The sequence below is a fragment of the Pseudomonas sp. KCJK9058 genome, from assembly GCF_046230975.1.
GTDB lineage: Bacteria > Pseudomonadota > Gammaproteobacteria > Pseudomonadales > Pseudomonadaceae > Aquipseudomonas > Aquipseudomonas alloputida.
This window is the reverse complement of the sequence record NZ_JBJJLR010000080.1, coordinates 1-14296: the sequence shown is the minus strand read 5'-3', so window position 1 is coordinate 14296 and position 14296 is coordinate 1. Positions and strand designations below refer to the sequence as shown.

At 62.4% G+C, this 14296-nt stretch carries 12 protein-coding genes; 7 read left to right on the top strand and 5 right to left on the bottom strand.

Annotated elements, in window-relative coordinates:
• The first annotated feature begins 121 nt into the window (after positions 1–121).
• Entirely contained in the window at positions 122–1792 is a 1671-nt protein-coding gene (locus ACK59Z_RS25110; protein ID WP_409293916.1) for an FMN-binding glutamate synthase family protein, read from the top strand.
• 151 nt (positions 1793–1943) lie between these two features.
• On the opposite strand, the gene ACK59Z_RS25105 is transcribed toward ACK59Z_RS25110, so the two are convergent.
• Complete coding sequence (locus ACK59Z_RS25105; protein WP_003255784.1) at positions 1944–3263, bottom strand: OprD family porin; 1320 nt, start codon at positions 3261–3263, stop codon at positions 1944–1946.
• Between the two features lie 474 nt (positions 3264–3737).
• Between ACK59Z_RS25105 and ACK59Z_RS25100 the strand changes: the two genes are divergently transcribed.
• On the top strand, positions 3738–5807 hold the full coding sequence (locus ACK59Z_RS25100) for a TonB-dependent receptor (RefSeq protein WP_409293914.1): 2070 nt from the start codon (positions 3738–3740) through the stop codon (positions 5805–5807).
• Between the two features lie 128 nt (positions 5808–5935).
• Here the strand turns inward: ACK59Z_RS25100 and ACK59Z_RS25095 are convergent, their stop codons facing one another.
• Together ACK59Z_RS25095 and aguA are read right to left on the bottom strand one after the other, a co-directional pair.
• On the bottom strand, positions 5936–6133 hold the full coding sequence (locus tag ACK59Z_RS25095) for a hypothetical protein (protein ID WP_011953221.1): 198 nt from the start codon (positions 6131–6133) through the stop codon (positions 5936–5938).
• A gap of 194 nt (positions 6134–6327) precedes the next feature.
• On the bottom strand, positions 6328–7434 hold the full coding sequence (gene aguA, locus ACK59Z_RS25090) for an agmatine deiminase (RefSeq protein ID WP_011953220.1): 1107 nt from the start codon (positions 7432–7434) through the stop codon (positions 6328–6330).
• 277 nt (positions 7435–7711) lie between these two features.
• On the opposite strand from aguA, the gene rfbC reads away from it, so the two are divergent.
• The 4 genes from rfbC to ACK59Z_RS25070 are packed head-to-tail and all read left to right on the top strand — an operon-like array spanning position 7712 to position 11972.
• Positions 7712–8257, top strand: coding sequence for a dTDP-4-dehydrorhamnose 3,5-epimerase (rfbC, locus tag ACK59Z_RS25085; RefSeq protein ID WP_003255787.1), 546 nt, complete (start codon positions 7712–7714; stop codon positions 8255–8257).
• 42 nt (positions 8258–8299) lie between these two features.
• On the top strand, positions 8300–10114 hold the full coding sequence (locus tag ACK59Z_RS25080) for an ATP-binding protein (protein WP_108191476.1): 1815 nt from the start codon (positions 8300–8302) through the stop codon (positions 10112–10114).
• The gene (locus tag ACK59Z_RS25075; RefSeq protein WP_014589347.1) at positions 10111–11517 is read left to right on the top strand and encodes a sigma-54 dependent transcriptional regulator; all 1407 of its coding nucleotides are present in this window, start codon (positions 10111–10113) and stop codon (positions 11515–11517) included. Before ACK59Z_RS25080 ends, ACK59Z_RS25075 begins: the two co-directional genes overlap by 4 nt.
• Positions 11517–11972: a YiiD C-terminal domain-containing protein gene (locus tag ACK59Z_RS25070; RefSeq protein ID WP_108191475.1), complete on the top strand. Its 456-nt coding sequence runs from the start codon at positions 11517–11519 to the stop codon at positions 11970–11972. Before ACK59Z_RS25075 ends, ACK59Z_RS25070 begins: the two co-directional genes overlap by 1 nt.
• 151 nt (positions 11973–12123) lie before the next feature.
• Here the strand turns inward: ACK59Z_RS25070 and cysQ are convergent, their stop codons facing one another.
• Both cysQ and nudE read right to left on the bottom strand, forming a co-directional pair.
• Positions 12124–12942, bottom strand: a complete 819-nt coding sequence (gene cysQ, locus ACK59Z_RS25065; protein WP_003255792.1) for a 3'(2'),5'-bisphosphate nucleotidase CysQ — start codon at positions 12940–12942, stop codon at positions 12124–12126.
• Complete coding sequence (gene nudE, locus ACK59Z_RS25060; protein ID WP_003255794.1) at positions 12939–13505, bottom strand: ADP compounds hydrolase NudE; 567 nt, start codon at positions 13503–13505, stop codon at positions 12939–12941. Before nudE ends, cysQ begins: the two co-directional genes overlap by 4 nt.
• A 64-nt stretch (positions 13506–13569) precedes the next feature.
• Between nudE and yrfG the strand changes: the two genes are divergently transcribed.
• The gene (yrfG, locus tag ACK59Z_RS25055) at positions 13570–14232 is read left to right on the top strand and encodes a GMP/IMP nucleotidase (protein WP_108191474.1); all 663 of its coding nucleotides are present in this window, start codon (positions 13570–13572) and stop codon (positions 14230–14232) included.
• The last annotated feature ends 64 nt before the right edge of the window (positions 14233–14296 follow it).

Genomic DNA, 14296 nt, shown 5'->3' with positions numbered 1-14296 from the left:
AAATAGGGCTGCGCAGACCTGGGAATTCGCAATCAGGTAACAGTCTTTTACCGATTACCCAGGTTTTCCGTCCCCTGCGTTTGCCTATCCTATGCCCGGTCATCCTGCCTGCGATGGACCCATGAAACACTCTCTTCCCAGCCGCTACGCCTGCCTCGTACTCTGCCTTGTCTTCACTTTCGCCAGCCTGCCCCTGCTGGCCCAGCATGCCTGGCTGTGGCCGGTAACGCTCATCACCGCGCTGCTCAGCCTGGTCGGCCTGAATGACCTGCGCCAAAGCCACCATGCGGTGCGACGCAACTACCCGATCCTGGGCAATATCCGTTACCTGATCGAAACCATCCGCCCGGAAATCCGCCAGTACCTGATCGAAGGTGACGACGACAAGCTGCCGTTCTCCCGCTCGCAACGCTCGCTGGTCTACGCCCGCGCCAAGAACGAAAGCGCCGAGAAAGCGTTCGGCACGCTCAACGACGCCTACAAACCTGGTTTCGAATTCATCAGCCATTCCATGCTACCGGTGGCCACGCCAGACCCTGCGTCGTTCCGCATTGCCATCGGCGGGCCGCAATGCCGAATACCCTACTCGGCCTCGATCTTCAACATCTCGGCGATGAGTTTCGGCGCCCTCAGCGCCAACGCCATCGCTGCGCTCAACCGCGGCGCGCGCATGGGCCGGTTTGCCCATGACACCGGCGAAGGCAGTATCAGCCCATACCACCGTGAACACGGCGGCGACCTGATCTGGGAAATCGGCAGCGGCTACTTCGGCTGCCGCACTGAGGACGGTCGTTTCGACCCACAGCGCTTCGCCGAACAGGCCCGCTCGGCACAGGTGAAGATGATCGAGATCAAGCTCAGCCAGGGCGCCAAGCCTGGCCACGGCGGCATTTTACCGGGGCACAAGGTCAGCCCCGAAATTGCCGAGACCCGTAGCGTACGTGTAGGCGAGGACTGCATCTCGCCGGCGGCGCACAGCGCCTTCCGCACACCGGTCGAGCTGCTGCAGTTCGTAGCCGGCCTGCGCGAGCTTTCGGGCGGCAAGCCCGTGGGCTTCAAGTTCTGCCTGGGCCACCCTTGGGAATTCATGGGCATTGCCAAGGCCATGCTCGCCACCGGCATCACCCCTGACTTCATCGTTGTCGATGGCAAGGAAGGCGGCACCGGCGCGGCACCTCGCGAGTTCAGCGACAACATGGGCGTGCCAATGCGCGAAGGCCTGATGTTCGTGCACAACACGTTAGTCGGCCTGAACCTGCGCTCCAGCATCCGCATTGGCGCGGCGGGCAAGATCGTCAGCGCCTTCGACATTGCCAGCGTATTGGCCATCGGCGCTGACTGGGTCAACTCGGCACGCGGTTTCATGTTTGCCATTGGCTGTATTCAGTCGCAGAGCTGCCACACCAACAAGTGCCCGACCGGCGTGGCGACCCAAGACCCGCTGCGCCAGCGCGCCCTGGTGGTGCCAGACAAGGCCGAGCGGGTGGCCAGCTTCCACCGCAACACACTGCACGCGCTGGCCGAGATGTTGGCTGCCGCAGGCCTGGAGCACCCTTCGGAACTCAAGCCCAAGCACCTGGCACGGCGCATCAGCCCCAGCGAAATCGGGTTGTTTTCGGACTTGCACCCATTCCTCAAGCCGGGCGAATTACTCAGTGGCTCGATCGAAAGCGAGTTTTATGCGCGGATGTGGCGGATGGCGCGTAGCGACAGTTTTGCGCCAGAGACGGGGGACACTGCAACACGAACTGTGGCATCAAGACTGCGCCACGAAGAGACTGAACCTGCATGACAAACATGACTGGGGCTGCCCTGCAGCCCTTCGCGGGCGTGCCCGCTCCCACAATTTGCAGCGCCATCGAAGGCGGCGCTTTACCTGTGGGAGCGGGCAAGCCCGCGAAGGGCCGCAGCGCGGCCCCAGCTTTCATGCAAAGAACTACGGATCAGAAGATGCTGATCGGGTACTCGACGAATACGCGGACTTCGTTGCCGTCGTCGTTGTAACCGTTCTGCTGCACGGCATTGTTGGTACGCAAGAACGAGCTACGCAGCTTGATCGACAGGTCCTTGGCCGGGCCGTCCTGCACCACGTAACGGATCTGGTTGAAGATCTCGCGCTCTTTACCTTCGCCGAAGCCTTGCGGGTTGGCGACGTTACGGGTGTTGATGTTGTCACCCACCACGTAGGCCAGCTTGTAGGTCAGGCCCGGAATGCCATAGGCACCGAAGTCCAGGCCGTAGCCCAGCTGCCAGGAGCGCTCGTCTTCGGCGTTGAAGTCAGACCAGTACGAGTTGGCCAGGTAGATGGTGGAACCACCGTCACCCACGCCGCCGGCGTTCTGGTAGAAGCCGTAGTTGTAGCCAGTGCTGCCGGTGCTGCGCTGGTGAGCGAGGGTGAACGAGTGCGCACCGTACGCGTAGGTGGCTGCAAGGCTCCAGATGGTGTTGGAGTCGCCGTTCAGGCCTGCGGCTTTTACGTACTTGTTGTTGATGTCCGACTTGTAGCCGTTGAAGTCCAGGGTCAGGGACTGGTCGCTGGCGATCGGGAAGACGTAGTTCAAGCCCAGGTAGTGCTTCTTCATTACATCTTCGTTGTCAGCGGTGTACAGCGAAGCGGTGAAGTTGTCGGTGAACTTGTAGCTGCCACCTAAGACGTTGATCGACTTCAGGCCACCACCATCACGGCGCTCGGCGCTCTTGCGCGCTTCCTGGGTGAAGCGGCCGGCGTTCAGTTCCAGGCCCTGGATCTCTTTGGAGGTGATCAGGGTGCCGGTGAAGCTTTCTGGCAGCAGGCGTGCATCGTCGTACTGCAGCACTGGCAGTGCTGGCATCTGGTCACCGTACTTCAGCACGGTGTTGGAAATGCGGAATTTCACAGCAGCACCACCACGCGCCAGGTTGTGCGGCGAGCTGGCGTTGCCTTCGGCATTGGTGGTTTCGTGCGGTTTGAAGAAGTCGACGCCGCCACCACCGTTGTGGCCTTTGCCGCCATCCAGGCGCACGGCGTACAGGCCGAATGCGTCAACACCGACGCCAACGGTACCCTGGGTGAAACCGGAGGAGAAGTTGGCGATGAACGCCTGGCCCCATTCGATCTGGTCGTCGGTGCCATGCTTCTTGTCACGGTTGATGTAGGCGTTGCGCAGAAGGACGTTGGCGTGACTGTCCTCGATGAAGCCTTTGCTGTCAGCCTGGTCATTGGCCTGAGCCTGGGTCGCGGCGATCATCGCCAGGGCGACCAGGCTGATCCTGGTTTTCAACATGTTGTTTTCCTTATTTCTTAATCAAAAACGCTCTGCAATATGACGCCAGGAACCAACGCCCCTTCGTAGGTTCGACGCTATGCGGATCCAGCCGGGCGGGCCGACCGGTAAGTTTACGGCGGCCCTTGGCAGCAGCTTGGCCAATACCATGGCCAGCAGGCGTTGGCCGAATCCTAGCCGTGTGCGATTACAAATGTCAAAAAGTCGTGAAATGCAGGTTGATATAACCAAAATCACCGGCCTGTCTGGTGCATTTCCATGCAGGTTTGCGCTATCAGCGGGCAATTTATCTTGTGTAGGAAATTGCCTTTTGATCGAGCGGACAATTTCCTGAAAGCAGGCAAAGCGTGGCCGTAGAGGTAGTTACAAACTGACACATATGTAAAGACAACCCTTTACAAATACCCAAGCAAGAGGAAATAGCAAGCATTACCATCCGCACTTTATTTTCAACTGCCCGTTCCGGATGTGCCCATGCTTGTACCCTGCCGTCTTTCACCCCTGACGCTTGGCCTGTCGCTGCTTTTCAGCGCCAGCCTGGCCAGTGCCGCCACCACCACACTGCCGGAGTCGTCGGTTACCGCCGACAGCGAGCGCGAGAAGGACAACCCGCGGGTCAAGGAGGTGAGCACCGCAACCCGCACCTCGACACCCGTGCGTTATGTGCCGCAGGCCATCGATACGGTGAAAACCGCCAATGTGCTGGATTACGGCAGCAACACGCTGGGCAAGGCGCTGGAGGGTATTCCCAACGTCAGCAGCGGCGCCGACACCCGTTTTGACAGCGTACGCATCCGCGGCTTCGAGGCCAGCAACGACTTTTATCTGGACGGTATCCGCGACGACAGCCAATACATCCGCGACCTTCACAACATCGAGCGAGTCGAAGTGCTGAAGGGGCCTGCAGCGGTACTGTATGGCCGTGGCAGCCAGGGCGGCATCGTCAACAGGGTCAGCAAGGCACCAGAGCCGGGTCGCCGCTCGACCATCGAAGCGCAGGCCGGCAGCGAAGACCTGCGCAGCCTGTATGCCGACCTCAGCGCCGACCCCAGCGACACGGTCAGCCTGCGCCTGAACATGGGCAACCAGGACAACAACAGCTTTCGCGAGGGTTTCGACGGCAGCCGCCAACTGTTCGCCCCGTCGATCAGCTGGCAGATCACCCCCGACCTGAACTGGCTGGTGCAGTACGAATACAGCCGCTACAACCGCACACCAGACCGGGGCATCCCGAGTGTCAACGGCCGCCCGGCAGACGTCAGCCGCAGCGCCACCTACGGCGACCATCGCGACTACATTGACGACCGCGCCCAGTCGCTGCGCTCGCGCCTGAACTACCAGTTGAACGAAACCTGGCAGCTGCGCCACACCCTGGGCCTGTTCAAACTCGACAGCGAGTTCGACAATACCTATGTCACGGGCTACAACGCCGGCACCAATACCTTGACCCGCCAACGCTGGCAGCAGGACCTGAACACCCGCAACCTGTTCAACAACCTGGAGGCCGAGGGCGACTTCGACACCTTGGGCCTTGAACACAAGCTGCTGCTGGGCCTGGAATTCGGCAACCAGCGGCGCGATCCGCTGCTATACAGCGCCGGCAGCCAGAACCTGCCAGGCCTGGGCAAACCCAGCCAGCCGCACAATGGTACGTTGGCGGTATCGAGCAACAACCACACCGTGGTCGACAGCCGCGGGGTTTATCTGCAGGACCAGATTCGCCTGAACGATCAGTGGCAGGTTCTCGCCGGCGTACGCTTTGACCAGTTCGAAGTGGAAACCACCAACAAGGATGGCTTGCGCGAACCGCAGGACAGCAACAGCACCAGCCCACGCCTGGGCGTGGTCTACACACCATGGCGCGACCATTCGTTCTACGCCTCGTGGAGCAAGACTTTCTCGCCGGTGGGCGGAGGCTTGATCGGCATCACCCCGGGGGCGCCGGGCAATACCAACGACACCCGTCCGGAGCAGACCCGGCAGAAGGAAATCGGGGTGAAAAGTGACTGGCTCGACCAGCGTTTGACCACCACCCTGGCTATCTACGAGCTGGAACTTTACAACCGCCGCACCCGCGACCCGAACGACCCGAACATCATCTTGCTCAGCGGCATGCAGCGTTCGCGCGGCATCGAGCTGACTGCCACCGGCAACATCGTCGGCAACTGGTATGTACGCGGCGGCATTGGCCTGCAGGATGCGACCATCGTCAAGGACAATAACGGCCAGGAAGGCAACCGCATCAATGATGTGGCCAAGCGCAATGGCAGCCTGTTCGTGACCTGGAAACCTGAGCTGGGCTGGTACGCCGAAACCGGGCTCACACTGGTGGGCGAGCGTTATGCGGACAACCAGAACACCACGGTATTACCGGGGTATGGCCGTTGGGATGCACTGGCGGGGTACCGGACTCATGACTGGGATGTGCGGGCGGCATTGAGCAACATTGCTGACAAGACCTACTACAGCTCGGCGACCAGTGCGGCGCAGATCCAGGTGGGCGATCCGCGTAGCCTTGTGGTGACGGGTAGCTACAGCTTCTGATTTTTGTTGCCTGTACCTGCCTCTTCGCGGGCACGCCCGCTCCCAAATGATCACCACATGTCTCGAAACCTGTGAAATATCTGTGGGAGCGGGCACGCCCGCGAAGGGGCAGGTACAGGTGCAATCAATCAGTGCCACACCGCCATCAGCGCCTGCATCTCTGCTTCGCTGATCAACCCTTGGGGGTATCGCCCGGCAAGCAGACGTCGTGGGTCGGTCGTCCTGACCCTGATGCTTCCATGGTGTTTCAACCGCTTCGCCAAAAGCCTGAGCGATTGGCGATCAACTGCCGATGGGCGCAAAGCCGACTCACTTGCTGCGTTCATGTCCACACGTACTCCCTGGCCCGTGAGCGGCTAATTTACGTAGGTATTGTTACAGATCAGAGGCGCGGCCTGGCCGTGCCATCTCGCTATCTGCTTGAAAAACAATACAAAACGTATGCCAGCTCGGGCCTCCGGGCGTCGCCCGCGCAAAAAAGAGGCCCGTCACATGACGGGCCTCTTTATTCATCACGCGCTCAGCGCTTGACCGGCGCCGGCTGCTGTTGGGTCAGGCAGTGGATGTTGCCGCCCCCCAAGAGCAGCTCGCGGCCCGGGATCATCACCACCTCATGGTCGGGGAAGATCCTTGCCAGGATCGCTCTGGCTTCGGCATCTGCCGGGTCGTCGAAGCTTGGGGCAATGATGCCACCGTTAACAATCAGGAAGTTCACGTACGAACCCGCCAGGCGCACCGACGGGTCACGCTCCTGGCTGCCGGCGACCTGGTCGACACCGGCGCACTCTTCGGCGGTGGCGTACAGCGGGCCCGGGATCGGCATCTTGTGCACGATGAACTCGCGGCCCTTGGCGTCGCGGGTGTTCTTCAGCACATCCATGGCCGCGTGGCAGCGCGCATAGTTGGGGTCGTTGGAATCATCGGTCCAGGCCAGTAACACTTCGCCCGGGCGCACGTAACAGCAGAAGTTGTCGACGTGGCCGTCGGTTTCGTCGTTGTACAAGCCATCAGGCAGCCATACCACGGTGTCGACCGCCAAGTGATCGCGCAGCACCGCTTCGATCTGCTCGCGGCTCAGGTGCGGGTTGCGGTTGCGGTTGAGCAGGCATTCCTCAGTGGTGATCACGGTGCCTTCACCGTCTACGTGGATCGAACCACCCTCAAGCACAAAACCTTCGGTCTGGTAGCGCTGGCAGCGCTCCATTTCCAGCACCTTGGCGGCCAGTTCCTCGTCGCGGTTCCAGGGTGCGTACAGGCCGCCGTCGAAGCCGCCCCAGGCATTGAAGCCCCAATCGACACCGCGCACTTCGCCATGGCCGTTGATGACAAAGGTCGGGCCGGTATCACGCACCCAGGCATCGTCGTTGCTGATTTCAACCACACGAATGTTCGGCTGGTCGAGTTGGCGCCGGGCGTTTTCGTACTGGCCGGCGGAGGCCGCGACGGTCACAGGTTCGAAACGGGCAATGGCTTTGGCCAGGGTTACGTGGGCAGCCTGCGCCGGCTTGCCGCCCAGGCGCCAGTTGTCCGGGCGCTCCGGCCAGACCATCCACACCTGAGTCTGCGGGGCCCACTCGGCGGGCATGTGGAAACCATCGGCACGGGGCGTGGAGTTGAGGGTTTTCATGGGTGACCTCTGTGATGGCCCTGAGCCGGGGGTGCTGGGGCGTTCGCCAATTTATAACCGATATATATCGATATTTGAAGCCTGACAATCGAAGAATGCCGCGCCATTCGGCGAATTTAAATCGATAACAATCGATACCAGTCAGCGCTGGTCTGGTGAAAGGAGCGGCCTGCTGTCTACCATAGCCACACCTTATGCATCCTGTTACAGCTACGCGCGGAAATTTCCGGCAAGGCCGACTAGGGTCAATACTTGAACGACGGGCCAGCGAGCCGCTATGAACATCATCCCTACAGCAATCCCTGAAGTACTGATCATCGAGCCGAAGGTGTTCGCTGACAGCCGTGGTTTTTTCTTCGAGGCATTCAACGCCCGTGAGTTCTCACAGCAAACCGGCGTGAACGTGGAGTTCGTTCAGGACAACCACTCGCGCTCCATCAAGGGCGTGCTGCGTGGGCTGCACTACCAGGTGGCAAACACCCAGGGCAAGCTGGTGCGCGTGGTGCACGGGGAGATCCGCGATATCGCCGTGGACGTGCGCAAAAGCTCGCCAACATTCGGCAAATGGGTCGCGGTGCACCTGTCAGCCGACAACCATCGCCAGCTGTGGATTCCGCCTGGCTTCGCCCACGGTTTTGCGGTGATGAGTGAATCGGCCGAGTTCCTCTACAAGACCACCGACTACTACAACCCGGGCGCCGACCGCTGCATCCGCTGGGACGACCCGCAACTGGCCATCGACTGGGGGCTGCAGCAGCCACCGCTGTTGTCGGACAAGGACAAGGTGGGCCTGCCATTGGCAGAGGCGGAACTGCTGCCTTAACTAGCGCATAATTGCGTCAGACTTTTCTGGCGCATTTACCTGATGATTGCAAAGCCCACGCCCCCACGCCGTCCCCGCTGGCGCAGCCTGGCCCTGCTGGCGCTGATCTTGGCCCCATTACTGTGGCCCCTGCATCACTTGGCCGAACGCTATTACCAAGAGGAACTGGCCTCGCAGAACCGCCAGACCCTCGACCTGTATGTGGCCAACCTGCTCGGCACCCTGCACCGCTACGAGACCTTGCCGCAAATTCTCGGCGACTTGCCGGCGCTGCGTGGCGTGCTGGCCGACCCTTTCCGCCTGGAAGCGGTGACCAACGCCAACCGCCTGCTCAAGGACATCGTGCAGCAGACCGGTGCCGAGGTGATGTACCTGATGGACGTCAGCGGCAACACCTTGGCCGCCTCGAATTGGGACAAGCACGACAGCTTCGTCGGCCGAAACTTCGCCTTCCGCCCCTACTTCAACGAAGCCATGGCTGGCCACCTGGGCCGCTTCTTCGGCCAGGGCACCACCTCGGCCAAGCGCGGCTACTTCTTTGCCGCGGCCGTGCGGGACCGCGAGCGGATCGTCGGCGTGCTGGTGGTCAAAGTCGATCTCGACCACACCGAAACCCTGTGGGGCCGTACGCCCGAGCAGCTGTTGCTGACCGATCACAATGGCGTGGTCATCCTGACTTCACGGCCCGACTGGCGCTTCCGTGCTACCCGCACGCTGACCGACGCCGAGCGCCAGGCCATCATCGCCATCCAGCCCTATCCGACCCAGGCCCCACAGCCGCTGGTTCTCAACCCGCAGGCCTGGATCACCCAGACCCGCGACATCAAGGAAACTGGCTGGCAAGTCAGCATCCTTGCCCCGCGCACGCTGGTTGATCGCTCGGTGCAGACAGTAATGGCCATCGGTGCCGGCACGCTGCTGGTACTGATGTTGCTGGCAGGCCTGGTGATGCAACGGCGGCGCCATTACATCGACCGCATCGACTTCGAAGCCCGTGGCCGCCAGGAACTGGAAAAGCGCGTGGCCGAACGCACCGCCGACCTTGAAGGCCTGAACACCCGCCTGAAAAATGCCGTGCTGGAGCGTGAAAACGCTCAGCAAGAGGCAGTGCGTGCGCAGGACGAACTGGTGCAGGCCGGCAAGCTGTCGGTGCTCGGCACCATGTCGGCCAGTATCAGCCATGAGTTGAACCAGCCCCTGGCCGCCATCCGCAGCTACGCAGAAAATGCCGAGATCCTGCTCGACCACCAACGTACCGAAGACGCCCGCGGCAACCTCAAGCTGATCGGCGAGCTGACCGGGCGCATGGCCTCGATCATTGCCCACCTGCGCGCCTTCGCCCGTCGTGACCGCCATGCCCCGGAGAGCGTTGCCCTGCAGCCGGCCCTGGACGATGCCCTGGCGCTGCTGGCCAAGCGCCGCCGGGCGATGGCCGTAGAGCTGATCCGCGACCTGCCGGAAGCCACCTTGTGGGTACAGGCCGGCGAAACGCGCCTGCGCCAGGTGCTAGGCAACCTGCTGGCCAATGCCCTCGACGCCCTGACCGAAAAAGCCAACCCGCGCCGCCTGTGGCTAAGTGCCGAGCAGCGTGAAGACTGCGTCTACCTGTACATCCGTGACAACGGGCCCGGCTTCAGCCGCCAGGCCCTGGAGCACGCCAAGGAGCCGTTTTTCACCACCAAGACCCGTACCCAGGGCTTGGGCCTGGGGCTGGCCATCTGTGAAAGCCTGATGCGCGCCCTGGGCGGTGAACTGCTGCTGGCCAACCACCCGGAAGGTGGTGCAATGCTGACCCTCCAGCTGCGTGTGGCCGCATCTGGCGCTACTTTGCCCAATTCGGAGGACCCCTCGGCATGACCACCGAGACACTGATCGACAGCCGAGCCCAGGTCATCCTGGTCGACGATGACCCCCACCTGCGCCAAGCCTTGAGCCAGACCCTGGACCTGGCCGGGCTCAAGGTAGTCGCCCTGGCCGAGGCCCAAGGCCTGGCCGAACGTATCGAGGCCGACTGGCCCGGCGTGGTGGTCAGCGACATCCGCATGCCGGGCATCGATGGCCTGCAGTTGCTGGAACAACTGCACGGCCGCGACAGCGAACTGCCGGTGCTGCTGATAACCGGCCATGGCGATGTGCCGCTGGCGGTGCAGGCGATGCGTGCCGGGGCTTATGACTTCCTGGAAAAACCCTTTGCCACAGACGCCCTGCTCGACAGCGTACGCCGCGCCCTGGCCTTGCGCCGACTGGTGCTGGACAACCGTAGCCTGCGTCTGGCACTGAGCGACCGCCAGCAACTGGCAACCCGCCTGGTCGGCCATTCACCGGCCATGCTGCGCCTGCGCGAGCAGATCGGCGCCTTGGCCGGTACCCGCGCCGACGTGTTGATTCTGGGTGAGACGGGCGCTGGCAAAGAGGTGGTGGCTCGCGCATTACACGACCTTTCCAGCCGCAGCGAAGGGCCGTTCGTGGCGATCAACGCCGGCGCGCTGGCCGAGTCGGTGGTCGAAAGCGAACTGTTCGGCCACGAGCCCGGTGCGTTCACCGGCGCGCAGAAACGCCGTATCGGCAAGTTCGAATTTGCCAACGGCGGCACGCTGTTCCTCGACGAAATCGAGAGCATGAGCCTGGATGTACAGGTGAAGTTGCTGCGCATGCTGCAGGAGCGGGTAGTCGAACGCCTGGGCGGCAACCAGTTGATCCCGCTGGACATCCGCATCATAGCCGCCACCAAGGAAGACCTGCGTCAGGCTGCCGACCAAGGGCGTTTCCGCGCGGACCTGTATTACCGCCTGAACGTGGCGCCGCTGCGTATTCCGCCACTGCGTGAACGCGGCGACGACATATTGGTGTTGTTCCAGCATTTCGCCGATGCTGCCAGCCAACGTCATGGCCTGTCGCCGCATGCGCTGCAACCCGCGCAACGCGCCCTGCTGCTGCGTCATGACTGGCCAGGTAACGTCCGCGAGCTACAGAACGCTGCCGAGCGTTTCGCCCTTGGCCTGGAACTGGCACTGGATGGCCAGGCACCCTCGGCAGCAGCGCCGGCAGCGCCCATGCTCAGCGGCAACCTCAGCGAGCAGGTCGAGCAATTCGAACGCTCGCTGATCGCCGCCGAACTGGCCCAGCCACACGGCTCCATGCGGAGCCTGGCCGAAGCACTGGGTATCCCCCGCAAAACCTTGCACGACAAGCTGCGCAAGCATGGCTTGAACTTCGACGGCGGCAGCGGCGGGCATGACGATCAAGAGGACAACCGTTAATGAGCACCGATAGCCAATACCTGCAGTCCGTACTGCACAGCGACATCCCCCTGACCCGCGAAATGGGCCTGGAAGTGATCGATTGGCAGCAGCACACCCTGCGCCTGCAACTGCCGCTGGCGGCCAACGTCAACCACAAAAGCACCATGTTCGGCGGCAGCCTGTACTGCGCAGCAGTGCTGGTGGGTTGGGGCTGGCTGCACCTGCGCCTGCGCGAACTGGGGATCGATGACGGGCATATCGTCATCCAGGAAGGGCAGATCAGCTACCCGTTGCCAGTGACCGGCACGGCAGTGGCGCGTTGTGCCGCGCCGGACGATAAAACCTGGGAGCGGTTCCTGACCCTGTACCAGCGCCGTGGGCGGGCGCGGTTGACGTTGGAAACCACCGTGAGCAATGCCGGAAGTGACGAGCCTGCAGTGAAATTCAGCGGCCAGTACGTTCTGCACCGCTAGTACGACTAACGCGGCCTTTGTGGGAGCGGCCTTGCGTCGCGATAGGGCCGCAAAGCGGCCCCAGGATTTCAGCTTCGCCGCCAGAATTGCCGGGGCCGCTTTGCGGCCCTTTCGCGACGCAAGGCCGCTCCCACAGGATCGTGCCAGGCAGTTAGATGAGGTTCAGGAAGGCCTGGCGCCATGCAGCATTGGCAGGCAATGCCAGGAAATGCGGGTTGAGCAGCGACTCGCGCGGCGGATACCGGAACGGCAAGCCATCCAGCCCGATCACTTCGCCACCGGCCCCCTCCACCACACCCTGCGCCGCAGCAGTGTCCCACTGCGAAGTCGGCGCCAGGCGCGGATAGCAGTCTGCGCTGCCCTCAGCCAGCAGGCAGAACTTCAACGAACTGCCGATATTGGCCAGCTCCAGTTCGCCCACCGCAGCCCCAAGGCCGGCCAACAGCGCTTCCTGCTCCGGGCTGGAATGCCGACGGCTGGCCACCACGGTAAAACGCTCGCCCTGCGCGGGTGCGTTGCGTACTTGGATCAGCTGGGCTGCCTCACCGGCATCTGCACGCCAGGCCCCCATGCCGCGCCCACCAAAATAGCAGCGCCCATTGGTGGGCATCGACACCACGCCAAACACCACCTCGCCGTTCTCGATCAGAGCAATGTTGACCGTGAACTCTTCACTGCCGGCAATGAATTCCTTGGTGCCATCCAGCGGATCGACCAGCCACCAGCGGCTCCAGCTTTGCCGCTCGGCCAGCGCAATATTGCAGTCCTCTTCGGACAGCACCGGAATCTGCGGCGCCAGCGCCAGCAGACCATCGGCAATTACCCGGTGCGCGGCCAGGTCGGCGGCGGTAACCGGCGAATCGTCGGCCTTGTTGGTTACCGCGACATCGGCGCGCCAGAATGGCAGGATCGCCTCGCCTGCCGTCAGCGCCAGCTTGACCACTTCGTGCATCAGTTGCAGGTCGTTCATAGCTCCAGCAGCCCCCGCTGAATCAGCAGGTCACGGGCCAGGTACAGCGCCGCCAGGGCGCGGCCCTCGGTGAACTGCGGATGCATGGCCAAGGCCGACAACTCACGCAGGTTGACCTTGTCGACCCGCATCGGCTCGGGCTCGTCGCCTTCCAGGCGCTCTTCGTACAGGTCGCTGGCCAGCACCACCTGAATCTTCTGGCTCATGTAGCCCGGCGACAGCGACAGTTCCGTCAGGTGCTCCAGCTGGCGTGCGCCAAAACCGGCTTCTTCCTTGAGCTCCCGGTCGGCTGCCGCCAGCACGTCTTCGCCCGGCTCGATCAGGCCCTTGGGCAACGACAGCTCGTATTCATCGGTGCCACCGCAGTATTCCTCCACCAGCACGGCGTGCTCGGCATCGAGCATGGCCACGATCATCACCGCGCCGTAGCCGTTACCCCGGCCCACCAGGCGCTCATAGGTGCGCTCGGCGCCATTGCTGAAGCGCAGCTGTACGGCTTCGACGCGGAACAGGCGGCTACTGGCGACAATTTCGCGGCTGAGTACGGTGGGTTTCTGGCGCATGGGGCGGCTCCTTGGCGTGAACGGGTTACTATACCGTGGCTTGCCGACTGATCGAGAGTTTCCCATGCCTGTTCTTCCCTGGTCTGCCATCGATACCGTCCTGCTGGACATGGATGGCACCCTGCTCGACCTGCATTACGACAACCGCTTCTGGCTGGACCACCTGCCCCAGCGCTATGCCGAGCTGCACGGTGTTAGCCGGGCCATGGCGGAAATGGAGCTGCAACCGCTGTTCGAACGCAATGCCGGCACATTGAACTGGTACTGCCTGGACTTCTGGAGCCGCGAGCTACGCCTGCCCATTCGCGAGCTGAAGCGGGAAATTGCCGACCTGATTGCCCTGCGCCCGGATGCCGATACCTTCCTGGCGGCGATTCGCCAGGCCGGCAAGCGTGTCGTGATGATCACCAATGCCCACCGTGACTCGCTGTCGCTGAAGCTGGAACGGGTGGAGCTTGCACCGTACTTCGAGCGGCTGATCAGCTCGCACGACTATGGCTACCCGAAGGAAAGCCCGCAGTTCTGGGATGCCCTGCGGGCGGATATCGGCTTCGAACCGGAACGCAGCCTGTTCATTGATGACACGCTGGCGATTCTGCGCAGTGCACGGCGGTTTGGTGTGGGGCACTTGCTGGCGGTGCGCCAGCCAGATAGCAAAGCAGGGCCGCGGGATACTGAAGAGTTTGCGGCGGTCGAGGATTACCGGGAGTTACTGGTAGGCCTATGAGGCCCTCTTCGCGGGTGAACCCGCTCCTACAGATACTGCGCCAGCCGTGAGAGGGCGCTCAACC